Raw genomic sequence first — 25,934 nt, forward strand, 5'->3', positions numbered from 1 at the left:
TTGCGCCATAGATATCGTCGCTCGCACGACCTTCCATCGCCAGAAAGATAAGTTGTTTCTCTTCCGGGCGGGACGTCCCGCCCGGCGCCTAGATCACGTCCTCGCTCCACCGGTCGGGGTTGCCGAAACGGTGCGCCGTGATCGAGATCGCCTGTTCGTGCAGGAACGGGAGCAGCTCGACCCGCCCCGCGGTCGTCACCTCGCCGTCGTACACGGCGAGGTCGGGGTCGCCGTCGGTCGCCGCGACGAGGACGCCGTGCGCGGCCGCGACCGAGCCCACCGGTCCGACGAACCGCACGCGCGGCCATCCGTCCTCCTCGCGCGTCGCCGCGAGGCGGGCGATCCACTCGTCGTCGGTCTCGACGTAGACCGCGACGTCGACGTCTCCGAGCGCGCGGCGCACCCCCGCGGGAAGCCCGACCGGAGCGCTGATCGTGATCTCGCCGCCGGCGCGCACCCCCGCGACGACGACCCGCAGGAGCGCGTGCCACGCGGCATCCTTGGTCGCGCGGATCGCGACCGGCACGGGGCGATAGCGGAAGAGGTTGCGCTCGATCACCAGGTGCGAGACGTCCTTGACGCGCCCGAACTCACGATCCCAGGCGACGGCGTCGGAGAGGGCGCCGCGGCGGAGCCACTCGAACGCCTCGTAGTCCAGTGACGGCTGGGCGGCCTCGATGAGCGCGGTGATGCGCGCGTCCAGACCCCGCAGGTGCAGCGTCGACGACGGGGACCCGCCGGCCGAGGGACGCCAGGAGCCGAGCCCGATCAGGTAGTTCGGCCCGCCCGCCTTCGTGCCCGCTCCCACCGACGAGCGCTTCCACCCGCCGAAGGGCTGGCGCTGCACGATCGCCCCCGTGATGCCGCGGTTGACGTAGAGGTTCCCCGCCTCGACCTCGTCGAGCCACAGCTCGAGATCGGCGGGATCCTGCGAGTACAGGCCCGCGGTCAGCCCGTAGGCGACGGCGTTCTGCAGCTCGATCGCCTCCGCGAGGGATGCCGCGTGCATGATCCCGAGGACCGGGCCGAAGAACTCCTCGAGATGCGTCCGCGACCCCGGGCGCACGCCCACGCGGATGCCGGGCCGCCACAGCCGTCCCGCGTGGACGGGGTCGGCCGCATCCACCGGCTCCGGTGCGACGAGCCAGCTCTCCCCCTTCTCCAGGGTGGTCAGCGCCCACTCGAGCTTGCCGCGCGGCACCTCGATCACCGGCCCCACCTCGCTGAGCGGGTCGGACGGGGGTCCCACCCGCAGCGAGCGCACGGCGTCGACCAGCTGGCGGGCGAAGCGCTCGGACCGGGCGACCGGACCGACGAGGATCGCGAGGGATGCCGCGGAGCACTTCTGTCCGGCGTGACCGAACGCGCTCTTCACGAGGTCGGCGGCGGCGAGGTCGAGGTCCGCCGACGGCATGACGATCATCGCGTTCTTCCCGCTCGTCTCGGCCAGCAGCGGCAGGTCGGGCCGCCACGACCGGAACAGCCGCGCCGTCTCCCACGATCCCGTGAGGATGACGCGGTCGACGTCGGGATGGGCGATCAGACGCTCACCGAGCTCCCCCTCGTCGAGGTCGACGAGGGCGAGGACGTCGCGGTCGATGCCGGCGCCCTCCAGGGCCTCCCACAGCGCCTCGGCGACGACCGCGGCGCACCGCCGGGCCTGCGGAGCGGGCTTGAAGACGACGCCCGACCCCGCCGCGAGCGCCGCGATCACCCCGCCCGAGGGGATCGCGACGGGGAAGTTCCACGGCGGCGCGACCACCGTCAGCGCCGCCGGGACGAAGACGGCTCCCGCGACGCGGTCGAGCTCGCGCGCTGTCGCGGCGTAGTAGTTCGCGAAGTCGACGGCTTCGCTGACCTCGACATCCGCCTCCGCGAACACCTTCCCGGTCTCGGCGGCGGCGACCTCGATGAGCCGGCCGCGACGCGCCTCGAGGCCGCGTGCGGCGGCCTGCAGCACCGCGGCGCGATCGTCGGCCGGCACCGCGGCCCACCGCGCGCCGGCGCGACGGACCCGGGCGACGACCTCGTCGAGCGCGGCCGGGTCGTCGACGCGGGCCGCGGCGATCGCGGCCTCCCCCGCGGTCGAGCCCTCCACCCGCGACAGGATGTCCGCCGCCCACGCGCGGTTCGCGGGCAGCGCGGGGTCGGTGTCGGGGGCGTTCGCGAAGCCGGGAGCCCCCTCCGCAGCGGCGCTCTCGCGGAGGTCGAACACCGCGGTGTCGACGAAGGCACCGCCGTCGTCCCGGCCGCTCGCGATGCCGAGGACGACCTGCGTGAGGTCGGCGTCGGCGTCGGCATCGGCCGGCGCCGGCCGGGTGACGGCGAGGGGCGCCTCGGATGCCGCGGCTTGCGCTCCGCGGTCCTGCGTGCGGAGCGGGCCGGCCGGCAGGGCCGCATCGACGGCGCGATCGAGCGACGCGAGGAAACGGTCGCGCTCGCGGGCGAACATCGCGGGATCGTCGGCGAGGTCGAAGGCCGCGGAGAGGAAGTTGTCGCTCGACGCGTTCTCCTCCAGGCGGCGGACCAGGTAGCTGATGGCGACGTCGAACTCGTCGGGGCGGACGACGGGCACGTAGAGGAGCACGTGGCCCACCTCGGCCGAGACCGCCGCGACCTGCCCCTGCGCCATGCCGAGCAGCATCTCGAACTCGATGTCGGCGCGTACCCCGCGCTCACCGGCGAGCAGCCACGCGAAGGCGATGTCGAAGAGGTTGTGTCCCGCGACGCCCAGCCGGACGGCGCGCGTGTTCTCCGCTCGCAGCGCCTCGTCGAGGCAGCGGATGTACCCGGCGTCGGCGTCGAGCTTGCTGGCGTGCGTCGCGAGCGGCCAGCCGTGCATCGCGGCATCCACCCGCTCCATCGCGAGGTTGGCGCCCTTGACGAGGCGCACCTTGATGCGCGCGCCGCCGGCATCCACGCGCTCCTGCGCCCACGCGGTCAGCCGCCGCAGCGCGGGCAGCGCGTCGGGGAGGTAGGCCTGCAGCACGATGCCCGCCTCGAGCCGCTGCAGCCGCGGGTCGGCGAGCAGACGGGTGAACACCGCGATCGTCAGGTCGAGGTCGCGGTACTCCTCCATGTCGAGGTTGATGAAGGTCTGCGTCGCGTCCGGACCCGGTGCGGCCGCGGCCGTCAGATAGAGCGGCAGCAGCCGCTCGACCACCTTCTCGACGACCTCGTCGAACGCCCACATCGAGATGTGGCTGGCGATGGCCGACACCTTCACCGAGACATAGTCGACGTCGTCGCGGCGGATGAGGTCGTGGATGCCGTCGAGCCGCGTGCGCGCCTCGTCCTCGCCCAGCACGGCCTCGCCCAGCAGGTTGAGGTTGAGACGGGCGCCCGAGGCGCGGATCGCGGCGAGGGCGGGGCCCAGCTTGTCGGGCCGGGCGTCGACGATGAGGTGGCCGACCATCTCGCGCAGGGCACGGCGGGCCAGGGGCACGGTCGGCGCGGGCAGCAGCGGTGCGAGCGCGCCGCCGGTGCGGACGGCGGCGCGGAGGTACCAGGGCAGGAAGCCGGGCACGAGCGGGGCGACGCGCTGCAGGTTCGCGGCCGCGGCGCCCAGCGACTCGGGCCGCATCACGCCGTCGACGAAGCCGATCGTGAACGGCAGGCCGTGCGGGTCCTTCAGCACCCCGGCGAGACGCGCGGCGGCCGGGTCGACGTCCGCCGCGGCGGACTCGTCCACCCAGCGGCGCGCGAGCGCGACGGCGCGCTCGGCGAGCTCGGATGCCGAAGGGGGCGCAGTGTCGTCGTCCATCACGCTTCCAGAGTGCACTGTGTCCATGCGTCCAGCGTGCGGCACGCATATGATTCGGCAAAAGCGATGATCCTCGACGGATATCGTTCGATGAGACCGATGTTTTTCCCGGCGGCTGCGAGGAGCGGACATGTTCGAGCTGCGGCGCCTGCGCCTGCTCCACGAGCTGGCGCAACGGGGGACCATCGCCGCCGTCGCACAGGCCCTCTCGTACAGCCCGTCCACCATCTCGCAGCAGCTCGCGCAGCTGGAACGCGACGCGGGCGTGGCTCTTCTCACCCCCGACGGTCGCCGCGTCCGTCTCACCGCGCACGGCGAGACGCTGGCCGCCTTCGCGGCGCGCGCCCTCGCCGCGGACGAGGAGATCCGCGGCGAGCTCGAGGAGCTGCAGGCCGGCGTCGCCCCCGTGCGGGTCGCGGTGCTGCAGACGGCGGCGCGCACGATCGTCCCCTCCGCCCTGACCCTGCTCGCGGCGCGGGCTCCCGGGCTGCGCGTCGAGCTCGCCGAGCTGCCGCCCGAGGAGGGCCTCTTCGAGCTCGGCGCCCGGGGGTTCGACCTGGCGATCGCCGAGCAGTACCCCGGGCTGACCCGGCCGCATCGTTCCGAGCTCGACCGCGACGTACTCGGCTCCGACCCGATCCGGCTCGCGACCTCGGGCGAGCCGCGCCCGCTCGCCGCGCTGGGCGACCGCCCGTGGGTGATGGAGCCCCGCGGGACCGCGGCGCGGGAGTGGGCCCTGCAGCAGTGCCGCGCTGCGGGTTTCGAGCCCGACGTGCGCTTCGAGCTCGCCGATCTCGGCGGGCACGTCGAGCTCATCGCGGCCGGTCACGCCGTCGGGCTGCTGCCCGACCTGCTGTGGGGCGGCGGCGTGCCCCGCGTACGGTTGACTCCTCTGCCGGGCGATCCCGTCCGCGAGATCTTCACGGCGGCGCGCCGCGCCAGCCGCAACCGGCCCGGCATCCGGGCCGTGCGCGACGCGCTCAGCGACGCGTTCGCCGCACGCTCACGCTGAGGCCGGCGCGAGGATCAGTCCCACTCGCTGGGGGCGGGGGCCTTGGTCGAGGGCAGTGCGCTGTCGCGCGCCCAGTCGGCGACCCACTGCGGCAGCGGCGGGAGGTCGTCCGGGCGCTGCAGCGCCTCGAACAGCTCGTCGGTGTTGACCACGCCGCCGCTGCGGCGCAGGAACCGCGCGCGCACGATCATCTCGGCGTAGACCTCGCCGTCGACGACGGCCCGGTGCATCTGATAGACCGCCTTGTCGTCGTGACCGTAGAGCCGCGACTCCACCGTGAACCGCTGCCACAGCTGCAGCGACTTGCGGAAGGTCACCGTCTCGCTCGCGACCACCGCATACCAGCCCTGGGCGTTCATGGCGTCCCAGATGCCGGTGCGGATGAGCAGATCGAAGCGCCCGAGGTCGAAGAGGGAGGCGTAGCGGCCGTTGTTCATGTGACCGAGCAGATCGATGTCGGTCGGCAGGGTGCGCAGCCGCAGTCGTCCCACGCTGCGCGGCGGCATCGGCCCCCGGCGGTGCAGCAGCACCTTCGCACGCCAGATCGTCAGCAGGGTCCGCCACCACACGTTCACGAAGCGCGATGCTAGCGGGTTCGACAGGGGTCCGCGGAAATCCGTTGTGGGCATCCCACAGTCCGCTCGACGCGTCCCGGGCCGCGCTGTGGGCCGGGCTGCGCCGATTTCGCGAATTCCGAGGGCCGCCGTAGAGTCTGGCCATGGCAGCCACCACCGACTTTTCAGCGCAGACCGACACCGTCGTCCGTCCCGTTCGCGACGTCGATGCCGAGGCCCTCGGACGCGTCCACGCCAGCTGCTGGCACGAGACCTACGACCATCTGATCAGCAAGGCCGCACTCGAGAACGTCTCGCCGAAGCGCCTCGCCGAGCTGTGGACCCACTGGGCGCAGCAGGGCCCCGAGTTCAAGATGTTCGCCGCCCTCGTCGACGGCGACATCGTCGGCTTCGTGGGATCGGGCCCCGCGCGCGACCGCGACGCCCCGCGCACCCGCGAGCTGTACTTCATCTACCTGCTCGACCAGTTCCACGGCACCGGCATCGGCCAGCAGCTGTTCGATGCCGCCGTCGAGCCCGGCGAGGAGCTGTACCTCTGGGTCGCCGAGGACAACCCTCGCGCGCACCGCTTCTACGTGCGCAACGGCTTCGCCCTCGACGGCGCGAGCCACACCGAGCCCTTCCTCGGCGAGACGCTCACCGAGGTCCGTTTCGTCCGCTGACCCGTCCGCCGGGTGACGGTCAGCGTCCGCTGACCGTCCCGAACAGACGCGCGATGGGCGCCAGCACGAGCGGCCGCGCCGCCACCCAGGCTCCGGCGATCACGACGAGCGAGACGACGAACAGCCAGAAGCCGGTCCAGTTGTCGGCGTAGGCCGTCGGATCCACGGAGCCCTGCGCGGCGTACATGTGGTTGAGGTTGCGCAACGCCCCCGTCGCCAGCACCAGCACGACGTGGATCACGATGAACACCACGAAGAACAGCATCACCGGGAAGTGCACCTTCCGCGCCCACTCGATGGGGTAGGCGGCGCTGAGCGTGAGGTTCTTCTTCGGCCACATCCCGCTCATGCGGTAGCCCGTGATCGCCGCGAGCGGGGCCGCGATGAAGACGGTCGAGAAGTACGCGAGCTGCTGCAGCGAGTTGTAGTTGACCCAGCCGTTCTCGGTGGGCCAATCCAGCGACACGTACTGCAGCGCGGCGCTGAGCGCGTTGGGGAACACCTCCCAGCTCGTCGGCACGATCCGCATCCACTGCCCGGTGACGAACAGCAGGACGATGAAGACGGCGCCGTTGACCAGCCACAGGATGTCGAGCGCCTGATGGAACCAGATCGTCAGGCTGGTCTTGCCCTTGGGGTTGTTCTTGGGCGCCCAGAACACGGTGGGACGCTTCTCGCGACGGATGGTGAGGCCCGAGCGGATGATCAGCACCATCAGGAACACGTTGAAGAAGTGCTGCCAGCCCAGCCAGGCGGGGATGCCGACGGGGGCGCCGTCGGGAAGGTGGTACTCCCCCGGGTAGGTCGCGAGGAAGTCCCGCATGCCGTCCAGGCTCAGCAGGAACCTCACCGCGAGCACGGCCATGCCCGCCGCGAACAGCAGTGCGAGGCCCCCGACGACGACGGCTCCTGCCCACTGCGTGCGGGTGAACGGTCCGACCCGTCGCGGCTCGGTCTTCGGGATGGGGCGGTGGGACACCGCGCGCCCCGCCCACGCGCTCCGCGGTACCGTCAGCGGCGCGCGGGGGCCTTCGAGCACCGCCGGGACCGCGGGTGCAGCGGTCGGCGCGACGACCTCTGCCGGTGCTTCCGCCATCGGCACCGTGGTGTGCGCCGGCGGCCAGGCCTCTCCCCCGGCCACGCGCGGCAGCCCGCGCCGCACCCCGACGCCCTGCTCGCGCACGGGCTCGGCGATCTCCGCGACGGCGGCGACCTCCACGACGGCAGGAATCTCCGCTACCTCGGGCCAGGGCTCTCCCCCGGGCGCGCGCGGGAGTCCGCGCCGCACCGCCGAGGACGCGGCCGGAGAGGGCGCGACGGCCGCAGCGGGGGCCGCCTCCGTCACCGTCTCCACCGCCGCCGCCTCAGCGCTCCCGGTGTCGAGGGGCGGCCACGGCTCGCCTCCGGCGACGCGGGGAAGCCCCCGGCGCACCGACGATCCTCCCGTCGCCATCAGGCCTTCCTGGCTTCGAGGGCCGCGATGAGCTGCGGGACGACCGTGAACACGTCCCCCACGATGCCGAAGTCGGCGATGTCGAAGATGGGGGCGTCGCCGTCTTTATTGATCGCGACGATCGTCTTGGCGGTCTGCATGCCCGCCTTGTGCTGGATCGCGCCGGAGATGCCGAGCGCGACGTACAGCTGCGGCGAGACGGAGACGCCGGTCTGGCCGACCTGGTGCGAGTATGGGACGTAGCCGGCATCCACGGCCGCCCGCGAGGCACCCACCGCGGCGCCGAGCGTGTCGGCGAGCTGCTCGACCAGCGCGAACTTCTCGGCCGAGCCGAGTCCGCGCCCGCCCGAGACGACCTTCGCGGCGCCGCGCAGCTCGGGCCGGGACGACGCGGCGACCTCCGCCTCGAAGCCGGTGATCCGCGCGGCGGGCGCGCCCGAGGCGGCGACCTCCAGCGGCACGGCCTGCGCCGCCGTCGACGCGGCGCGCGCGTCGACGGCTCCCTGCCGGACCGTCACCACGAGGGTCCCGAACGTCGGCGCGCTCGTGACGTTGTACGACCCGCCGTAGACGGAGTGCTGCGCCAGCACGCCCTCCTCGTCGCGGGCGACGCCCACCGCGTCCACCGCGAGCGCCGAGCGGGTGCGCGCCGCGAAGCGGCCGGCGACGTCGCGGCCCTCGATCGAGTTCGACACCAGCACCGCGTCGGGCTGCACGAGCGCGGATGCCGCGGCGAGCGCGTCGACGAGCGGGACGGTGAGGGCGCTGTCCGCACCGCCGAGCGGGGCGGTCAGCACGAGGGGCGCGCCGAGCGCGCCGGCGGCCTCGACGAGCGCCGCGTGGCGCGACTCGTCGGCGACGACCAGCGCGACGGGCGCACCGATACCGGCGGCGGCCCCGAGGAGCCCCGCGGCCGAGCTCGCGAGCTCACCGGCCGGGGTGACGTCCAGCAGGACGAGGATCGAATCCGCGGCGAAGTCCACCATGTCGTTTCCCACCTTGTTCCTCAGGCCAGTCTGTTCTCGACGAGGAACGCGGCGAGCTTGTCGGCGGCATCCCCCTCATCGACGATCTTCACACCCGCGCCGCGCGGCGGTTTCTGTCCGACGGCGGTCATGATCGACTGCGGCGCGGAGGCCGGGTCGACATCGACGTCGAGGTCGGCGAGCGAGACCGTCTCGAACGGCTTCTTCTTCGCCGCCATGATGCCCTTGAAGTTCGGGAACCGGGCGTCGGGCAGCGCCTCCGTGATCGAGATCACGGCGGGCAGCGGCGCCGTCACGCGTGCCGTGCCGAAGTCGGTCGCCCGCGTTCCGGCGACCTCGCTCTCGCCGATCTCGACCGACGAGAGGGCGGTGGCCTGGGGCACCTGCAGATGCTCGGCGATCATGGCGGGAAGGACCCCGCCCGTGCCGTCGGTGGAGAGGTTGCCGGTGATGACGAGGTCGAACCCCGCCCGTCGGACGGCGGCGGCCAGCACGGCGGCGGTGACGCCCAGGTCGGCGCCGGAGAGCGCGGGGTCGACGACCTGCACCGCGGACGCCGCCCCCATGGCGAGACCCTTGCGCACGGTCGCGGCGGCATCCTCGGAGGCCATCGAGACGACCGCGACCTCGGTGCCGGGGTGCGCGTCGGCGTAGCTCAGCGCCACTTCGAGCGCTCGCTCCCCGATCTCGTCGAGCACGCGGTCAGAGGCGCCGCGGTCGGCGAGACCGGTCTCGAGATCGAGCCTCCGGTCGCCATAGGTGTCGGGGACTTCTTTGACCAGCACCACGATCTTCATCGGTTCTCCTTCACGACGCACTCATTCTAGAAGGTGCGACTCAGTATCGCATCCGTTGACACTGAGGCTCACGCGCTAGCGTGAGAGCACACACCCGCCCCGAGGAGGACCCGTGAACCGTGACCCGTCGCCGCGCCGCGACCCCATCGCCGAGGCGCGCCGGCAGTGGGTGGAGCACGGCTGGGCGGATGCCGCGGCCGGCATGACCGCCGTCACGAGCATCATGCGCGCCCATCAGCTGCTGCTGGCCCGTGTCGATGAGGCGCTGAAGCCGTTCGCCCTCACCTTCGCGCGGTACGAGCTGCTGACCCTGCTGAGCTTCACCCGCGCGGGGCGGATGCCGCTGTCCTCGGCGGCGAGCCGCCTGCAGGTGCATCCCACGAGCGTGACGAACACCGTCGATCGGCTCGAAGCAGCCGGACTGGTCACGCGCGAGCCCCACCCGGGCGATCGGCGCGCGACGCTCGTCGCGCTGACCCCGGCGGGACGCGAGCTGGCGGCGCGTGCCACGGCGGCGCTCAACGCCCGCGTGTTCGCGGCGCCGGGCCTCGACGACGGCGACGTGGAGGCGCTCATCGCGATCGTGGCGCGGCTGCGCGCCGGCGCCGGCGACGTGGTCAGCGATTCGTGAACCTCGGCGCGCGCTTCTCGCGGAAGGCGGCCATGCCCTCCTTCTGGTCGTCGAGGCCGAACAGCGACGTGAACACCTGCTTCTCGAACCGCAGCCCCTCCGCACCGGTCGTCTCCAGCGACGCCCGCAGCGACTCCTTGGCGGCGTAGAGCACCGGCAGCGACTTCGCCGCGATCTGATCGGCCATGGCCTCCGCCTCGGCGAGCAGGTCGGCGGCGGGGACGACGCGCGAGACGAGGCCGGAGCGCTCGGCCTCCGCGGCATCCATCATGCGGCCCGTGAGGACGAGCTCGGACGCCTTGTAGTAGCCGATCGCGCGCGGCAGGCGCTGGGTGCCGCCGAGGCCGGGGATGACCCCGAGCGTGATCTCGGGCTGGCCGAAACGCGCGGTGTCGGCGGCGAGGATGATGTCGCACGCCATCGCCAGCTCGCACCCCCCGCCGAGTGCGTACCCCGCGACGGCGGCGATGACCGGCGTGCGCACGCGCGAGAAGGCCTCGAGACCGGTGAAGGGGCTGCGCAGCGACATCTCTACCGGCGACTTGTCCTCCATCTCCTTGATGTCGGCACCGGCGGCGAACGCGCGCTCCGACCCGGTCACGACGATGCAGCCGATCTGCTCGTCGGCGTCGAACGCGACGGCCGCGTCGGCCAGCTCGCCCAGCAGCGTGGAGTTGAGCGCGTTGAGCGCCTCGGGGCGGTTCAGGGTGATCCACCCGACGCGGCCGCGGGTGGAGACGAGGAGGGTGGAGTAGTCGCTCATGTGCTCATGCTCCCAGAACGTCGCGGCCGATGATCACGCGCATGATCTCGTTCGTGCCCTCCAGGATCTGATGCACCCGCAGATCGCGCACCACCTTCTCGATGCCGTACTCCTGCAGGTAGCCGTAGCCGCCGTGCAGCTGCAGCGCACGGTTGGCGACCTCGAAGCCGGCATCGGTCGCGAAGCGCTTGGCCATCGCGCACTGCACCGCGACGTCGTCGGCGTGGGTGTCGATCGCGCGGGCGGCGTCGCGGACGAGCGCGCGGGCCGCCTGCAGCTGGGTCGCCATGTCGGCGAGCGCGAACACCACGCTCTGGCGTTCGGCCAGCGCCTCGCCGAACGTGAAGCGCTCGTGCACGTAGCGCACGGCACGATCGAGCGCCCACTGGGCACCGCCGACGGAGCAGGCCGCGATGTTGACGCGGCCGCCGTTGAGACCGCTCATCGCGATGCGGAACCCGCCGCCCTCGCTTCCCAGCAGAGCGGATGCCGGCACCCGCACCTCGTCGAGGATCACCTGGCGGGTGGGCTGCGCGTTCCACCCCATCTTGCGCTCGTTGGGGCCGAAGCTCAGCCCCACGGCGTCCGCCGGAACCAGGAAGGCGCTGATCCCGCGCGCGCCGGGCTCGCCGGTACGGGCCATGACGACGTAGACCGCCGCGTCGCCGGCGCCGGAGATGAACTGCTTCACGCCGGTGAGCACGTACGCGTCGCCGTCGGCGATCGCACTGGTGGTGATGGCCGCGGCATCCGAGCCGGCACCGGGCTCGGTGAGGCAGTAGGCGCCGAGGTCGCGCAGGGTCGTCAGCCGCGGCAGCCACTCGTGGCGCTGCGCCGCGGTGCCGTGGGTGTCGATCATCCACGCGACCATGTTGTGGATGCTGATGTAGGCCGCGATCGTCGGGTCGCCCATCGCCAGGTGCTCGAAGATCAGCGCGGCGTCCTCGCGCGCGAGCCCGGTGCCGCCGACGTCTTCGCGCACGTACAGTCCGCCGAGCCCCAGCTCACCGGCGTCGGCGAGCACGTCGCGAGGGAAGTGCTTGTCGCGGTCCCACTCCAGAGCGTGCGGCTCGAGCCGGGTGCGCGCGAACTCGCGCACCGCGTCGAGGATCGCTCCGCGCTCATCGGCGGAGAGCGAGGGGGTGAAAGTCATGCTCATCGCGTCACGTCCTTGTGAAACAGATCGACAGCCAGAATCGTGCCGGGTAGGGCACAGCGATCATTTTACATGGACGTCCTAGTAAATGGGGACGCCGCCCCCTACAGCCGTTCGATGATCGTCGCGTTGGCCATGCCGCCGCCCTCGCACATCGTCTGCAGGCCGTAGCGACCGCCCGTGGCCTCGAGGTGCGCGAGCAGCGTTCCGAGCAGGCGCGTGCCGCTGGATCCGAGCGCGTGACCGAGCGCGATCGCCCCTCCCCACGGGTTGAGCTTCGCGGCATCCGCCTCGAGCTCTGCCGCCCAGGCGAGGGGCACCGACGCGAACGCCTCGTTCACCTCGTAGGCGTCGAGGTCGTCGATCGTCAGCCCGCTCCGCTCGAGGATGCGCCGCGTCGCGGGGATCGGCCCCGTCAGCATCAGGAGGGGATCGTCGCCGACGACCGCGAAGGCGTGGAAGCGGGCCCGGGGTGTGAGCCCGAGCTCGAGCGCCTTCTCCTCGCTCATGATCAGCGCCGCGGAGGCGCCGTCGGTCAACGGCGAGGAGTTGCCGGGGGTGATCCGCCAGTCGATCTCGGGGAAGCGCTGCGCCGCGGCATCCGTCCGGAAGGCGGGCGCCAGCCCGGCCAGGGCGGCGACGGTCGTTCCCGGTCGCACCGTCTCATCGGCCGTGACCCCGGCGACCGCGAGCATCTGCGAGGCGAACCGGCCCTGCGCCTGCGCCTCGGCCGCCCGCTCGTGGGACTCCGCCGCGAACGCGTCGAGCTCTTCGCGCGAGAACCCCCAGCGCGCGGCGATGAGCTCCGCGGAGACACCCTGGTTCACGAGCCCGTCGGGGTAGCGCGCGTGCAGCCCCGGCGAGAAGGGCGAGCCCGCGACGGAGGCCGCGACACCCAGCGGCACCCGGCTCATCGACTCGACGCCTCCCGCGATGACCACGTCGTACTGGCCGGAGATGACGCCCTGGGCGGCGAAGTGCGCGGCCTGCTGGCTCGATCCGCACTGCCGGTCGATCGTCGTCGCCGGCACCCGCTCGTCGAAGCCGGCGGCGAGCACCGCCTGACGGGCGACGTTCATCGTCTGCTCGCCGACCTGACTGACGCAGCCGAGCAGCACGTCGTCGACCTGCGTCGAGGCGAGCCCGTTGCGCTCCAGCGTCGCGCGCAGCACCTCGGCCGCGAGGTCGACGGGGTGGATGCCGCTGAGCGCCCCGCCCGGCTTACCGCGCCCGGACGGGGTGCGCACGACGTCGACGATGACGGCGGTGCGCATGTCTGCTCAGCCCTCGGCTTCGGCGGCCCGCAGCGCGATCGACGAGGTGCCGGCCTCGTCGACGAACCCGTCGACGTGGCGCTCGTCGACACCGCTGTAGGCCGACAGCGGACGGATGAGCGCGTTGGATGCCGCCTGCTCCCTGATGTGGGCGGTCCACCCGACCACCCGCGCCGCGACGAACAGCGGCGTGAAGGTGAGCGTGTCGAAGCCCATCAGGTTGTACGCGGGGCCCGACGGGTAGTCGAGGTTGGGGTAGATGCCCTTGCGCTCGACGAACTCGCGCTCGAGCGTCGCGTAGAGCGCTTCGACGTCGGGGCGGTCGTAGTGGACGATGAGCGTGTCGAGGGCGGCCTTCATCGTCGGGACGCGCGAGTCGCCGTGCTTGTACACGCGGTGGCCGAAGCCCATGATCTTGCGCTTCTCGGCGAGGGCGCGATCGAGCCACGGCCCGACGTTGTCGGCGTCGCCGATCTCGTCGAAGATGTGCAGGACGGCCTCGTTCGCGCCGCCGTGCAGCGGCCCCTTGAGCGCTCCGATCGCCCCCACGACCGCCGAGTACAGGTCGCTGAGGGTCGAGGTGATCACCCGCGCCGTGAACGTCGACGCGTTGAAGGAGTGCTCCGCGTACAGGATCATCGAGCGGTTGAAGGCGTCGACGACGACGGGGTCGAACTCCTCGCCGAAGGTCATCCAGAGGAAGTTGGCCGCGTAGTCGAGGTCGTCGCGCGGGGCGATGGGCTCCTGGCCGCGGCGGCGGCGCTGTCCGTAGGCGACGATCGCGGGCAGGGCAGCGAACAGGCGGATGCTGCGGGCGAGGTTGTCGGCGGGCGACCCGCTCGCGTCGAGCACCGAGCCGGTGCCGGCGAGGTCGCGGGCACCGAGCACGCTGACGGCGGAGCGCACCTCGTCCATCGGGTGCGCGTCGAGCGGAGTCAGCTCGATCACCGCCCTGACGTCGTCGGCGAGCGCGCGGTGCCGGCGCTCGGTGGCGCGCAGCTCGGCGAGCTGGTCGGCGGTCGGCAGCTCGCCGTTCCACAGCAGGTAGGCGACGGCTTCGGCCGGCTGCGTCGCGGCCAGCTCGTGCACCGGATAGCCGCGGTAGAGCAGGGAGTTCGTCTCCGGGTTGACCTTGCTGATGGCGGTCGTGTCGGCGACGACGCCCGCCAGTCCCTTGTGGATCTTCTGGTCGCTCATGTCACTCCTTCGTGATCTGGAAGTCGAAGATGCTCGAATCGAAGTGGTTGTAGCCCTCGTAGTCGATGAGGTCGTACAGCTCGGCGCGATGCTGCATCTCGCCGAGACGGGACGTGAGACGCCCCTCGTCGTTCAGGGTATCCAGCGCGCGGGAGGCCGCACCCATCGCGATCCGCAGGAGGGAGACCGGCCAGATCACGATCTGCACGCCCGCATCCCGCAGCTGGTCGACCGTGAACAGGTCGCTCTTGCCGAACTCGGTCATGTTCGCCAGCACCGGCACGTCGACGGCGGCGCACACGGCCTCGAACTCCGAGAGGTCGCGCATCGCCTCGGGGAAGATCGCGTCGGCCCCGGCATCCACGAGCGCCTTGGCGCGGTCGACGGCGGCGTCCAGGCCCTCGATCGCACGGATGTCGGTGCGCGCCATGACGAGGAAGTTCGGGTCGCGGCGGGCGTCGACGGCGGCACGGATGCGCTGCAGCGCGGTGCCGGTGTCGACGACCTGCTTGCCGTCGAGGTGGCCGCAGCGCTTCGGGTTGACCTGGTCTTCGATGTGCGTGCCCGCAAGCCCCGCGTCCTCGAGGGTCTGGATGGTGCGCGCGACGTTCATCGGCTCACCGAAGCCGGTGTCGGCGTCGATGATCGCCGGGAGCTCGGTCATGCGGGCGATCTGCTGCCCGCGGCCGGCGACCTCCGTGAGGGTCGTGAGCCCGATGTCGGGAAGCCCGAGGTCGGCGCTCAGGACGGCGCCGGAGATGTAGACGCCCTCGAACCCCTTCTGCTCGATCAGCCGCGCTGACAGCGGGTTGAACGCGCCGGGGAAGCGGACGAGCTCTCCCGCGCGCAGGCGTTCGCGCAGCAGGCGCCGCTTCTCGGATGCCGGGGTCTGGCTGTACAGCATCAGTCGGCTCCGCCCTGGGTACTCCGGTCGTCGAGCGAGGAGCGGAGCGACGAGTCGACACGGAGCATCAGAACAACCCCTTCGGGCTCGGAACCGAGGCCAGCACGCCGTCGCGGGCGACGATGTTGAGCTGCCGCACCTCATCGGCGGTCAGCTCGGGCAGCCGCTCGGCGAGGGCGAGGAACCGCTCGATCTCGGCGGGCTCCAGCACCGGCTCGGCGAGCAGGCGGAACTTGCGGATGTAGTCGGCGCGGGCGAACGGGCGCGCGCCGAGCGGGTGGGCGTCGGCGACCGCGATCTCGTCGACGATCGTCGAACCGTCCGTGAGACGGATCTCGACGCATCCGCCGAAGGCCTTCTCGTCGGGGTCGTCGGAGTGGTAGCGGCGGGTCCACTCGGCATCCTCGGCGGTCGTGATCTTGTGCCACAGCGCGACGGTGTCCTCGCGTGCCGCCCGCTCGGGCAGGTACGAGTCGACGTGGTGCCAGCCGCCGTCCTGCAGGGCGACGGCGAAGATGTACGGGATCGAGTGGTCGAGGGTCTCGCGGGAGGCCGCCGGGTCGTACTTCTGCGGGTCGTTGGCGCCGGAGCCGATCACGTAATGCGTGTGGTGGCTGGTGTGCAGCACGATGCTCTCGACGTTCGCGGGGTCGGCGAGCTCGGGATGGGTGCCGTTGAGCTTTCGGGCCAGGTCGATCCAGGCCTGCGCCTGGTACTCGGCCGAGTGCTCCTTCGTGTAGGAGTCGAGGATCGCCCGCTTGGGCTCGCCGGGGGCGGGCAGCGGCACGTCGTACGCGGCGTCCTTACCGTCCAGCATCCAGGCGATGACGCCGTCCTCGCCCTCGTAGATGGGCGACGGCGAGGTCTGCCCGCGCATCGCGCGGTCAACGGCCTCGACCGCCATCTTGCCCGCGAACGCGGGGGCGTGCGCCTTCCACGTGGAGATCTCACCCTTGCGCGACTGACGGGTGGCCGTGGTCGTGTGCAGGGCCTGCGCGACGGCCTGGGCGATGGTGCCGGCGTCGAGGCCGAGGAGCGTGCCGATGCCGGCGGCCGCGGACGGGCCGAGGTGGGCGACGTGGTCGATCTTGTGCCGGTGCAGGCTGATGGCGCGCACCAGATCCATCTGGATCTCGTAGCCGGTCGCGATGCCGCGCACCAGCGCCGCCCCGTCGGCGCCGAGGTGCTGGGCGACGGCGAGGATCGGCGGGATGTTGTCGCCCGGGTGGGAGTACTCCGCGGCGAGGAAGGTGTCGTGGTAGTCGAGCTCGCGCACGGCGACGCCGTTGGCCCACGCCGCCCACTCCGGGCTGGTGCGCACGTCGTCGGGCTCGCCGAACACGGTCGCGCCGTGTCCGCCGCGCGACACGGGGTGGTCGAGCGCCTGCGCGCGGGCGGCGGTCACGGGGCCCCGGGTGAGGGATGCCGCGGCCACCGCGGCATTGTCGATGACGCGGTTGATGATCATCTCGACGACCTCGGGCAGGGCGGCCACCGGGTCGGCGGCGACCTCGGCGATCGCGAACGCGAGCTGATCCTCGCGCGCGAGGTTCTCATCGCTGCGGTGCACACGGACGTGGTGGGTGACGGTCATGGGGTTCCTTCCAACGAGGCGAGGATCGCGGCGAGCGCGTTGTGCAGGTGGACGTGGGTGGCGTGCGCGGCGAGCTCCGCGTCGCCGGCCCCGATGGCCGACGCGATGAGCCGGTGCTCGGCCACGGACGCCGCGAGCCGCTCGGGGTTGTCGCGTGCGAGGCGGCGCACGCGCACGAGGTGCGTGCGGACCGTCTTCAGCGCCGCGGTCAGGTAGTCATTGGCGACGGCGAGATCGAGCGCGTCGTCGAAGCGCGCGATGAGGGCGTAGTAGGCGTCGGGGTCGGCGGCGGCATCCGTGGCGGCGAACTCGGTCGCCAGTGCGGCGAACGGCGGCGTGGCCCCGGAGCGGACCGCCAGGCGCGCGGCGGTCTCTTCGAGCGCCCGGCGCACCTCGAACAGCTCGCGGATGTCGTCGGCGTCGAGGTCGCTGACGACGGTCATGCGCGGCGACGCCTGCACGACGAGCCCGTCCGCGGCGAGCCGGCCGAGCGCCTCGCGCAGCGGCGTGCGGCTCACGCCGAGGCGCACCGACTGCTCCACCTCGGCGAGCACGGCACCGGGGCGGAGGACGCCGGACTGGATCTCGTCGAGGAGACTGCGGTAGGCCCGATCGCTCGCGCGCACGACAACTCCTCTCGTCGCCATCACTGTATACAAAAGTGGCTCTGAGGGGAAGTCATCGACCCTGAGCTGCTACTAGTGCATACAGAAAGTCGCGCGCGCCGCGGTTCAGTGGGGAACGTGGAGCCGATGGGTCAACACGGCGAGGTGTAGGGCCGCGACCTGCTCGCCGTCGTCGAAGTCGATGCCGAGCAGGTCTTCGAGCAGGGCGATGCGCTGGTAGAAGACCGAGCGCGACAGGTGCGCCGCCTCCGCGGCCGCCGTGCGGTTGGACGGGTGCGCCAGCAGGGCCGCGAGCACGTCGAGCAGGTCGCCGCCGCGGCCCCGTGCCTCGGCCAGCACCGGGGCGAGCATCCGGTCCGCGTGCGCGACGAGGCGATGATCGTCACGCATCGCGGCGACGACCCGGGTCAGGGGCCGCTCGACGGTGCGGCGCCCGTCGCCCTCGCGGTCGCGGCGCGCGCTGCGGATGCCGTCGTCGGCCGCGACGAGGTCGATCGTCTCGCGCAGCGCACCGACGAGCAGGCCCATGCCCCGCTCGTCCTCGACGGAGGGGATGGCGACACCGGGGCCGAGCACGACGCGCGGCCGCGCCGGGCGCGACGGCAGGGTCGTCGCAGAGGCGCCGGCGGAGGCGGTGGCGACGCGCAACGCCTCCTCCAGTGCGGCGGCGAAGGCGTCGGCGCGATTGTCCGCGGCGGTCGCGGCGCGGGCGGGGACGGTGAGCAGCACCGGCGTGCGGACGAGGCCCGACCCGTCCTCCAGCGTCGCACTCGAACCGCACACGGCACGCGCACCCAGCGCGGCGGCGGCGACGTCCGCCGCGGTCGCGACGCCCACGGCATCCTCGCGACCGGCCGGGGCCAGCGCGACGAGCGGGAACGCGACGACGCCGGCGAGGGGCAGGCCGGCCGCGTCCAGGCGGGCCGCCGCCGCCCCGAGGCTCGTGAACCGGCCGTCGACGAGCGCGTCGACGACGCGGCGGCGCCCCAGCCGGGACCACTCCTCTCCCCCCGGATCGGCGAGCCGGCCCAGGGCGAGCGCCGTGGCCGCCTGCTCGAGGACGGCCTCCCGTCCGGCCGGGTGCGGTGTTCCGGGCAGCGCGACGAGCCATCCCCACCGGATGCCGCGGGCTTCGACGGCGACGATCGCCCGCCCCTCGTGGTCGGGGGCCGCCGCGGCCGCGCGCGACCGGCGTCCCCAGCCGCGGAGGGTCTGCGTCTCGATCGCCCCGCCGACGTGGGCGACCACCACCTCGTGCGCGACGGTCTCCAGCACGACGGGGGCGGCGAGGGCGAGCCCGACCTGCTCGACGATGAACTCGGCCGGCGCTCCGCGCAGCGCCAGCCCGGTGAACAGGGTCCGTACCGCGTCGCGCGCTTCCAGCGCCGTCGTCTGGTCGGCGATGATGCGACGGTGCACGGCCTCGGTGATCGTGACGAACTTGACCTCGCGGTGGAGGGCGACCAGCGCGAGGCCCGCCGAGCGGGCGGCATCCGCGAGGACCGCCGGCACGTAGCGGTAGTGCGAGCCGAGCTCGAGCACGATGCCCGCCGCGCCGACCCGGGCCAGCTGCGTCACGAACCCGGCGAGCAGGGCGGGGTCGTCCGGCCAGCCGGAGCCCGTCGACAGCAGCAGCTCGCCGCCTTCGAGCAGCCGCGCGACGTCGGCGCTGTCGGAGACGTGGACCCATCGCACGGCGGCGCCGAGGGCGTCGCCGCCGACGACCACGACGGGCGCTCCGGCGGAGAACACCGCCAGGGCGAGCACCTCCGCCACGGTCGGCAGAACCGTCGTCGGACGTTCTGTCCGGGAAACGTCTACATCGTGACGAACAGACACCTGCGCCTCCCCCATCGCTGAGTCAGCATAAGCATGGCACGTGCCGGTCGATCTGTCCGACCCGCGTACCCGCCCGTCGTCTCCCCTCCCGTCAGGAGCCCCGCATGGATCTCATCCGTCACCACGTCGCCGGCCGATCGACCGGATCGGCCGAGCGCACCGGCCCCGTCTACGACCCGGCGACCGGCGTCGTGCAGGCGGAGGTGGCGTTCGCCTCGACCGCCGAGACGGAGGCCGCGATCGCGGCGGCCGCCGCCGCGCTGCCGGCCTGGCGGGCGACGAGCCTCATCAAGCGCGCCGACGTGTTCTTCCGCCTGCGCCACCTCCTCGTCGAGCGGGCGGACGAGCTCGCCGCCATCATCACCGCCGAGCACGGCAAGGTGCTCTCCGACGCGAAGGGCGAGATCAGCCGCGGCATCGAGAACGTCGAGTTCGCGGCCGGGCTCGTCCACCTGTTGAAGGGCGAGCACGCCGAGCAGGTGTCCCGCGGCGTGGACGTGCACTCGGTGAAGCAGCCGGTGGGCGTCGTGGGCGCGATCACCCCGTTCAACTTCCCGGTGATGGTTCCGCTGTGGATGACGGCATCCGCCATCGCGTGCGGCAACACCGTGGTGCTGAAGCCGAGCGAGAAGGACCCCTCGGCCGCGCTCTTCCTCGCGCGGCTCTACGAGGAGGCGGGCCTGCCGGCGGGTGTCCTCAACGTCGTGCACGGCGACAAGGTCGCCGTCGACGCGATCCTCGACTCCCCCACCGTCCGCGCCGTGAGCTTCGTCGGCTCGACGCCGATCGCACGCTCGATCTACGAGCGCGCCGCCGCGAACGGCAAGCGCGTGCAGGCCCTCGGCGGCGCCAAGAACCACATGGTCGTCATGCCCGACGCCGACCTGGATGCCGCGGCCGACGCCGCCGTGTCGGCCGCCTACGGTTCGGCCGGCGAGCGCTGCATGGCCGTCTCCGTGCTCGTCGCCGTCGGCGACGACGTGGCGGACGCGCTGGTCGAGAAGGTCGCGGTGCGCATCGCCGGGCTGACCATCGGCGCGGGCACCGAGCCGGCGAGCGAGATGGGCCCGCTCATCACGCGCGAGCACCGCGACAAGGTCGCCGCGTACGTCTCCGGCGCCGCCGCCGAAGGCGCGACGGTGGTCGTCGACGGCACGACGCAGCAGTTCGAGGGCGACGGCTTCTTCATCGGCGTCTCGCTCGTCGACCGGGTCGCTCCCGGCATGAAGGTCTACGACGAGGAGATCTTCGGCCCGGTGCTCTCCGTCGCACGCGTCGCGACCTACGACGAAGCGGTCGCCCTCATCAACGCGAGCCCCTTCGCGAACGGCACCGCGGTGTTCACGCGCGACGGCGGCACCGCCCGCCAGTTCGAGTTCGACATCGAGGTGGGGATGGTCGGCGTCAACGTGCCGATCCCCGTGCCGGTGGGCGCGTTCTCCTTCGGCGGGTGGCGCAACTCGCTGTTCGGCGACTCGCACATCTACGGCCCCGAGTCGATCCACTTCTACACGCGGAGCAAGGTCGTGACGACCCGCTGGCCCGACCCCAGCGAGAGCCAGATCAGCCTCGGCTTCCCCAGCAACCACTGACCCCGCGGCATCCGAAGGAGACACCATGAGCACCATCGCCCCCGCCGCCGACCCCGCCGCCGACGCGGCCGTCCGCGGCGACGACCGCCGCCACGTCTTCCACTCGTGGAGCGCGCAGGCCCTGATCGACCCGCTGCCGGTCGCGGGCGGCGCGGGTGCGACGTTCTGGGACTACGCCGGACGCAGCTACCTCGACTTCTCCTCGCAGCTGGTGAACCTCAACCTCGGCCACCAGCACCCCGACCTCGTCGCGGCCATCCAGGAGCAGGCCGGGCGCCTGGCGACGATCCAACCGTCGATGGCGAACGACACGCGCGGCGAGCTGGCGCGGCGGATCAGCGAGATCTCCCCCGACGGCTTCTCGAAGGTGTTCTTCACCAACGGCGGGGCGGATGCCAATGAGAACGCGGTCCGGATGGCGCGCCTTGTCACCGGCAAGCGCAAGGTGCTCGCGATGTACCGCAGCTACCACGGCAACACGTCGACGGCCATCACGCTGACGGGCGACCCGCGCCGGTGGGCGAACGAGCCGGCCGACGCGTCCGTCGTGCACTTCTTCGGTCCGTACGCCTACCGGTCGCCGTTCCACGCGGACTCCCCGGAGCAGGAGGCCGAGCGGGCGCTCGCGCATCTCGAGCAGACGATCATCCTGGAGGGCGCCTCGACGATCGGCGCGATCATCATCGAGTCCGTCGTCGGCACCAACGGCGTGCTCATCCCGCCGCCCGGGTATCTGCCGGGCGTCCGCGAGCTGTGCGACCGCTACGGCATCGTGTACATCGCCGACGAGGTCATGGTCGGCTTCGGACGGCTGGGCACCTGGTGGGGCTTCGACAACTTCGACGTCGTGCCCGACCTCATCACCTTCGCGAAGGGCGTCAACTCGGGCTACGTGCCGCTGGGCGGCGTCGTCGTCTCCGACCGCATCGCGGCACACTTCGACACCGTGTCGTTCCCCGGCGGGCTCACCTACTCGGGACACCCGCTGGCGTGCGCCCCGGGGATCGCGACCTTCGAGGTGTTCCGTCGCGACGGCATCCTGGAGCGCGTCCGCGACCTCGGAGAGCGTGTCGTGCGTCCGCGACTGGAGCAGATGGCCGCGCGGCATCCGTCGGTCGGCGAGGTGCGCGGACTCGGCCTGTTCTGGGCGATCGAGCTGGTGCGCGACCGGCAGACGCGCGCGCCGCTGGTTCCGTTCAACGCGGCGGGAGCGGATGCCGCCCCGATGGCCGCGTTCGCCGCGGCGTGCAAGAAGGCGGGGCTCTGGCCGTTCACGCACTTCAACCGCGTGCACGTGGCGCCGCCCTTGATCGTGTCGGAGGACGACCTCGTGCGGGGCCTCGACATCATCGACCGCGCGCTCGAGGTCACCGATGCCGAGGTGGCATCGTGACGCCGTCGACGACCGTGCTCCGCAACGTCGTCGACGGCGTGCCGGTCGCCTCGGTCGGCGCGGCCCTGCCGCTCGTGAGCCCGGTGACCGGCGAGGTGTACGCGCACGCGCCGATCTCGACGGCGGACGAGGTGGATGCCGCGTTCGCGGCGGCATCCCGCGCCTTCGAGACGTGGAAGCGGACGACGCCCGCCCAGCGCCAGCTGCTGCTGTTCCGCCTCGCGGATGCGCTCGAGGCGCACGCGGAGGAGTTCGCCGATCTGGAGTCGCAGGACACCGGCAAGCCGCGGGCGAGCCTCGTGGCCGACGAGATCGTCCAGTCGATCGACCAGCTGCGCTTCTTCGCGGGCGCCGCCCGTGACCTCGACGGGCGGGCGGCGGCCGAGTACGCGGAGGGGTTCACCTCTTATGTGCGCCGCGAGCCGATCGGTGTGGTCGCACAGGTGACGCCGTGGAACTATCCCCTGAACATGGCGGTGTGGAAGATCGGTCCGGCCCTCGCGGCGGGCAACACCGTCGTGCTGAAGCCGAGCGAGACGACGCCGCAGACGACGGTGCGCCTCGCGGAGCTCGCCGCCGGGATCCTTCCCGCGGGTGTCTTCAACGTCGTGCTCGGCGACCGGGAGACCGGCCGGATGCTGGTCGAGCATCCGACGCCGCAGCTCGTCGCGATCACCGGCTCGGTGCGCGCCGGGATGCAGGTGGCCGCGTCGGCCGCGCAGGACCTCAAGCGCGTGCACCTCGAGCTCGGCGGCAAGGCGCCGGCGCTGGTGTTCGCCGATGCCGACCTGGATCGCGCGGCACGCGGCATCGTGGAGGCCGCGTTCTTCAATGCGGGACAGGACTGCACCGCCGCGACCCGCGTGCTCGTGGATGCCGCGGTGCACGACGACCTGGTCGAGAGACTCGTGACCCACACGCGCGACCACGCGAGAGCCGGCGCGCCGGACGACCCCGACGCGTTCTTCGGCCCGGTGAACAACCCCGACCAGCTCGCGCGCGTGCAGGGGTTCGTCGACCGGCTGCCGTCGCACGCGTCGATCGCGATCGGCGGACGCCGACAGGGCGAGACGGGCTGCTTCTTCGAGGCGACGATCGTCACGGGTGTGCGCCAGGACGACGAGGTGGTGCAGCAGGAGATCTTCGGCCCGGTGCTCACGGTGCAGCCGTTCACGTCGGAGGAGGACGCGCTCGCGCTGGCGAACGGGGTGCCGTACGCCCTCGCGGCGTCGGTCTGGACCCGCGAGCACGCCCGAGCGCTGCGGTTCTCGCGCGACCTCGACTTCGGCTGCGTGTGGATCAACGCGCACATCCCCTTCGTCTCCGACATGCCGCACGGCGGCTTCAAGCACTCCGGGTACGGCAAGGACCTCTCCGTCTACGGCTTCGAGGACTACACCCGCATCAAGCACGTCATGGCGAGCCTGGACTGACGCACACGCACACGGCCGGACCCCGCTCGGCGTCAGAAGGGTGGTGGCTCGGCCGGTGTGGCGGCTGTGGGGACGAATCTCACCAGGCTGGGTGGGTGGTCTTCGTAGTGGCGTCCGGCCGGTGAGGTCCACTGGAGGGTGCCGCCGCCGAGGTGTCGGACCCGCCAGGCGGTGTGGTGCTTCACGGTGTGGTGGCGGCGGCACAGGTGCGCCAGGTTGTCGGGTGCCGTGGGGCCGCCGTCTGCGGCTGCGGTGGTGTGGTCGCGGTCGCACCGGTGGGCGGGGCGGGTGCAGCCGGGCGTGCGGCAGCGTTCATCCCTCGCAGCCAGGTAGCGGCGCAGCTCCGCGGACGGTCGATACCGGTCGACGACGATGGGGATGCCGGTGGCCGGGTCGGTGAACACCCGATCCCACCCGGGGGTGAGCCCGGCGAGGCGTCGGGCGATCGCGGGGTCGATGGGCCCGTACCCGGCGAGGAGGGCCGGGCCTCCGTCGGGGTCACCGGCGAGGGTGAGGGCGGGGATCGTCACCTGGATCTGCGCCGTCACCGTCTCGATGCCGGCGCCGGTGGCGCGGGTGGAGGGAGTAGCGGTCAGGAGCAGGTCGGTGAGGATGTCCGCACGCACCTGCGCCAGAGTGCGGGAGTCCTTCACGGCAGCGGTCGTGGGCGTGGTTGTGGTCGTGCAGGTCGCGTCGGTGGGGCGGGCGGGGCCGGTGATGAGGGTGTCGGCATCCGCGTCGGTGGCATCCGCGTCGCCGTCGCTGTCCTCGTCGGGCTGGTCGAGGATCGCCCGACCCCGGGCGGTCAGGGTGTCGTGGATCGCGTGGGCGAGCGGTGCGGGAAGGTCCGCGATGAGTCTGGCCATCCCGTCCTCCAACGGGAACAACCGCACCGAGCGTTCCTCATACGCGCGCTGCGCGGCCTCGGTGAACGCGGCAGGGTCGATGGTCGCGGCGATCGCCTTCGCCGCCGCGCTCATCCGCGCAGGCGACTCCGACCGGGCCGCCTCCAGAGCGAGGGTCTCGTACCGTGACCGGTCCTCCTCGGCCGTCAACATCGTGCCCGTACGGCTGATCGCCCACGCATGAGCCGCATCGATCTCCCCGCCCGCCCACACCTCAAACGTCCGCGGGAACAGGGTCGTCAACAGGTACGCCTCCGACATCCGCCGTTGCACACCCCGATCCGACACCCGCAACGCCATCGCGAGCTCCAACGCGACTTCCCGCAACGGCAGATCCGCATCCGACGACCGCACCGACCCACCCCGCTGCTGCACCTCCTGACGCAGCAACGCCGCACGTTCCGCCACCAGTCCCACGGCATCGGCCAGCAACCTCGCCTCGGCAGCTTGCGCCTGAGCCGCACGACGCCGCGCATCCAGGACACCGGTCACCACGGCATCCAGCCCGGGCCACCCGAGCTCAGCCGGGGACGACACCGAAGACGGCGGATCGATCAGCGCGTGCATCATCACCCCTGACCCGGCCACGACCGGAAGACAGGACCCGCAACAGAAGGTGGGCACGCGCGGGGTTTCTTCACCCCACTATAGAACAAACATTCGAAACACGCAAGAGAGAGCAAGAGGGAGATCGCGGAATCCCGCGACCGCCCGAGGCCACCGTCACGCCCCGTCGAGCGCCTCCGCCTCCATCCCGAGCAGGCCCGCGGCCGCGCGCAGCACGGGCGCGACCGGCTCGATCCCCGGCCCCCAGCCGACCAGCGCGTGGGCGCTGAGACCGTCGATCATCGCCAGCAGGTGCCAGGCGAGGGGCTCCGGATCGGCGACAGGGATCACCCCGGCATCCATCCCCCGCACGATCTCGTCGGCGAGCGCGCCGCGCCAGGCGTCCATCGCCGCCCGCACCCTCTCGGCAAGCGGCGCGTTGCGCGTCCCCAGCGCCCACGCCTGCACCCAGACGAGGGTGACGTCGCGCCGGGCGGGATCCAGCGTGGTCCGCAGCAGCGCGCCGATCCGCACCGGCGCGGGCGCGGCGGGGAGGAGCGCGCGCACCTCGTCGAGCTCGCCGGCCACGATGTCGAAGAAGGTGTCGGCGACGAGGTCGTCCATGCTCGGGATGTAGTGGGCGACGAGTCCCGACGCCACCCCCACGCGCGTGGCGACGGCGCGCAGCGTCACTGCGTCCAGACCGTCGGCGAGCGCCAGGTCGTGCGCGGCGCCGGCGATCTGCTCACGCCGCTGCTCGGCGCTCAATCGCGCGCGCCCAGTGGTTGACGTCTGCGGCATCCGCTCGCTACCCTCCGATGAGTTGATCATGT

The 25,934-nt window shown here is 72.3% G+C and carries 21 protein-coding genes; 6 read left to right on the forward strand and 15 right to left on the reverse strand.

All coding sequences use genetic code 11. The features are described from left to right. Window positions 1–88: 88 nt before the first annotated feature. Window positions 89–3,763 (reverse strand): proline dehydrogenase family protein, encoded by a 3,675-nt coding sequence (locus AC6CQV_RS12380; RefSeq protein ID WP_498259624.1) that lies wholly within the window; start codon window positions 3,761–3,763, stop codon window positions 89–91. A gap of 130 nt (window positions 3,764–3,893) precedes the next feature. Here AC6CQV_RS12380 and AC6CQV_RS12385 point away from each other — a divergent pair, with 130 nt between their 5' ends. After that, window positions 3,894–4,775 carry a LysR family transcriptional regulator gene (locus AC6CQV_RS12385; RefSeq protein WP_061782463.1) on the forward strand — a complete coding sequence of 294 codons (882 nt, stop codon included), beginning with the start codon at window positions 3,894–3,896 and terminating at the stop codon, window positions 4,773–4,775. A gap of 14 nt (window positions 4,776–4,789) precedes the next feature. On the opposite strand, the gene AC6CQV_RS12390 is transcribed toward AC6CQV_RS12385, so the two are convergent. After that, a complete protein-coding gene (locus tag AC6CQV_RS12390; protein WP_060959337.1) occupies window positions 4,790–5,350 on the reverse strand; it encodes an acyl-CoA thioesterase in 561 nt (186 codons plus the stop codon). Window positions 5,351–5,493: 143 nt separating this feature from the next. Between AC6CQV_RS12390 and AC6CQV_RS12395 the strand changes: the two genes are divergently transcribed. Further along, a complete protein-coding gene (locus tag AC6CQV_RS12395; RefSeq protein WP_060959336.1) occupies window positions 5,494–6,012 on the forward strand; it encodes a GNAT family N-acetyltransferase in 519 nt (172 codons plus the stop codon). A 19-nt stretch (window positions 6,013–6,031) separates the two neighbouring features. On the opposite strand, the gene AC6CQV_RS12400 is transcribed toward AC6CQV_RS12395, so the two are convergent. From AC6CQV_RS12400 to AC6CQV_RS12410, 3 genes are read right to left on the reverse strand one after another with little or no spacing between them, the layout of a single operon-like run. Beyond that, complete coding sequence (locus AC6CQV_RS12400; RefSeq protein WP_498259625.1) at window positions 6,032–7,465, reverse strand: cytochrome b/b6 domain-containing protein; 1,434 nt, start codon at window positions 7,463–7,465, stop codon at window positions 6,032–6,034. After that, a complete protein-coding gene (locus tag AC6CQV_RS12405; protein ID WP_061782462.1) occupies window positions 7,465–8,451 on the reverse strand; it encodes an electron transfer flavoprotein subunit alpha/FixB family protein in 987 nt (328 codons plus the stop codon). Before AC6CQV_RS12405 ends, AC6CQV_RS12400 begins: the two co-directional genes overlap by 1 nt. Window positions 8,452–8,471: 20 nt before the next feature. Continuing rightward, entirely contained in the window at window positions 8,472–9,248 is a 777-nt protein-coding gene (locus AC6CQV_RS12410; RefSeq protein ID WP_191009494.1) for an electron transfer flavoprotein subunit beta/FixA family protein, read from the reverse strand. Between the two features lie 112 nt (window positions 9,249–9,360). Between AC6CQV_RS12410 and AC6CQV_RS12415 the strand changes: the two genes are divergently transcribed. Further along, window positions 9,361–9,879 (forward strand): MarR family winged helix-turn-helix transcriptional regulator, encoded by a 519-nt coding sequence (locus AC6CQV_RS12415; protein WP_061782461.1) that lies wholly within the window; start codon window positions 9,361–9,363, stop codon window positions 9,877–9,879. Here the strand turns inward: AC6CQV_RS12415 and AC6CQV_RS12420 are convergent. The 8 genes from AC6CQV_RS12420 to AC6CQV_RS12455 form a co-directional block, all read right to left on the reverse strand. Beyond that, window positions 9,866–10,642: an enoyl-CoA hydratase-related protein gene (locus tag AC6CQV_RS12420; protein WP_498259626.1), complete on the reverse strand. Its 777-nt coding sequence runs from the start codon at window positions 10,640–10,642 to the stop codon at window positions 9,866–9,868. The genes AC6CQV_RS12415 and AC6CQV_RS12420 overlap by 14 nt on opposite strands. A gap of 4 nt (window positions 10,643–10,646) precedes the next feature. Further along, complete coding sequence (locus AC6CQV_RS12425; RefSeq protein WP_205282154.1) at window positions 10,647–11,801, reverse strand: acyl-CoA dehydrogenase family protein; 1,155 nt, start codon at window positions 11,799–11,801, stop codon at window positions 10,647–10,649. Window positions 11,802–11,902: 101 nt separating this feature from the next. Then, window positions 11,903–13,072, reverse strand: coding sequence for a thiolase family protein (locus tag AC6CQV_RS12430; RefSeq protein ID WP_498259627.1), 1,170 nt, complete (start codon window positions 13,070–13,072; stop codon window positions 11,903–11,905). A gap of 6 nt (window positions 13,073–13,078) precedes the next feature. After that, a complete protein-coding gene (locus AC6CQV_RS12435; protein WP_498259628.1) occupies window positions 13,079–14,269 on the reverse strand; it encodes a bifunctional 2-methylcitrate synthase/citrate synthase in 1,191 nt (396 codons plus the stop codon). 1 nt (window position 14,270) lies between these two features. Then, a complete protein-coding gene (prpB, locus tag AC6CQV_RS12440; RefSeq protein WP_060958349.1) occupies window positions 14,271–15,173 on the reverse strand; it encodes a methylisocitrate lyase in 903 nt (300 codons plus the stop codon). Between the two features lie 67 nt (window positions 15,174–15,240). Next, entirely contained in the window at window positions 15,241–16,767 is a 1,527-nt protein-coding gene (locus tag AC6CQV_RS12445) for an MmgE/PrpD family protein (protein ID WP_498259629.1), read from the reverse strand. Next, on the reverse strand, window positions 16,764–17,393 hold the full coding sequence (locus tag AC6CQV_RS12450) for a GntR family transcriptional regulator (protein WP_101305454.1): 630 nt from the start codon (window positions 17,391–17,393) through the stop codon (window positions 16,764–16,766). The genes AC6CQV_RS12445 and AC6CQV_RS12450 overlap by 4 nt, the downstream gene beginning before the upstream one ends. A 105-nt stretch (window positions 17,394–17,498) precedes the next feature. Then, window positions 17,499–19,169, reverse strand: coding sequence for a PucR family transcriptional regulator (locus tag AC6CQV_RS12455; protein ID WP_061782458.1), 1,671 nt, complete (start codon window positions 19,167–19,169; stop codon window positions 17,499–17,501). A 167-nt stretch (window positions 19,170–19,336) separates the two neighbouring features. On the opposite strand from AC6CQV_RS12455, the gene AC6CQV_RS12460 reads away from it, so the two are divergent. From AC6CQV_RS12460 to AC6CQV_RS12470, 3 genes are read left to right on the forward strand one after another with little or no spacing between them, the layout of a single operon-like run. Then, on the forward strand, window positions 19,337–20,824 hold the full coding sequence (locus AC6CQV_RS12460) for a CoA-acylating methylmalonate-semialdehyde dehydrogenase (protein WP_498259630.1): 1,488 nt from the start codon (window positions 19,337–19,339) through the stop codon (window positions 20,822–20,824). 25 nt (window positions 20,825–20,849) lie between these two features. Then, on the forward strand, window positions 20,850–22,217 hold the full coding sequence (locus AC6CQV_RS12465; protein WP_498259631.1) for an aspartate aminotransferase family protein: 1,368 nt from the start codon (window positions 20,850–20,852) through the stop codon (window positions 22,215–22,217). Further along, window positions 22,214–23,650, forward strand: a complete 1,437-nt coding sequence (locus AC6CQV_RS12470; protein WP_498259632.1) for a gamma-aminobutyraldehyde dehydrogenase — start codon at window positions 22,214–22,216, stop codon at window positions 23,648–23,650. The genes AC6CQV_RS12465 and AC6CQV_RS12470 overlap by 4 nt, the downstream gene beginning before the upstream one ends. Before the next feature lie 32 nt (window positions 23,651–23,682). On the opposite strand, the gene AC6CQV_RS12475 is transcribed toward AC6CQV_RS12470, so the two are convergent. Both AC6CQV_RS12475 and AC6CQV_RS12480 read right to left on the reverse strand, forming a co-directional pair. After that, entirely contained in the window at window positions 23,683–25,092 is a 1,410-nt protein-coding gene (locus AC6CQV_RS12475; protein ID WP_498259633.1) for an HNH endonuclease signature motif containing protein, read from the reverse strand. Window positions 25,093–25,278: 186 nt separating this feature from the next. Then, window positions 25,279–25,902 (reverse strand): TetR/AcrR family transcriptional regulator, encoded by a 624-nt coding sequence (locus AC6CQV_RS12480; RefSeq protein ID WP_498259634.1) that lies wholly within the window; start codon window positions 25,900–25,902, stop codon window positions 25,279–25,281. Between the last annotated feature and the right edge of the window lie 32 nt (window positions 25,903–25,934).

The organism is Microbacterium sp. EG9, from assembly GCF_059759475.1.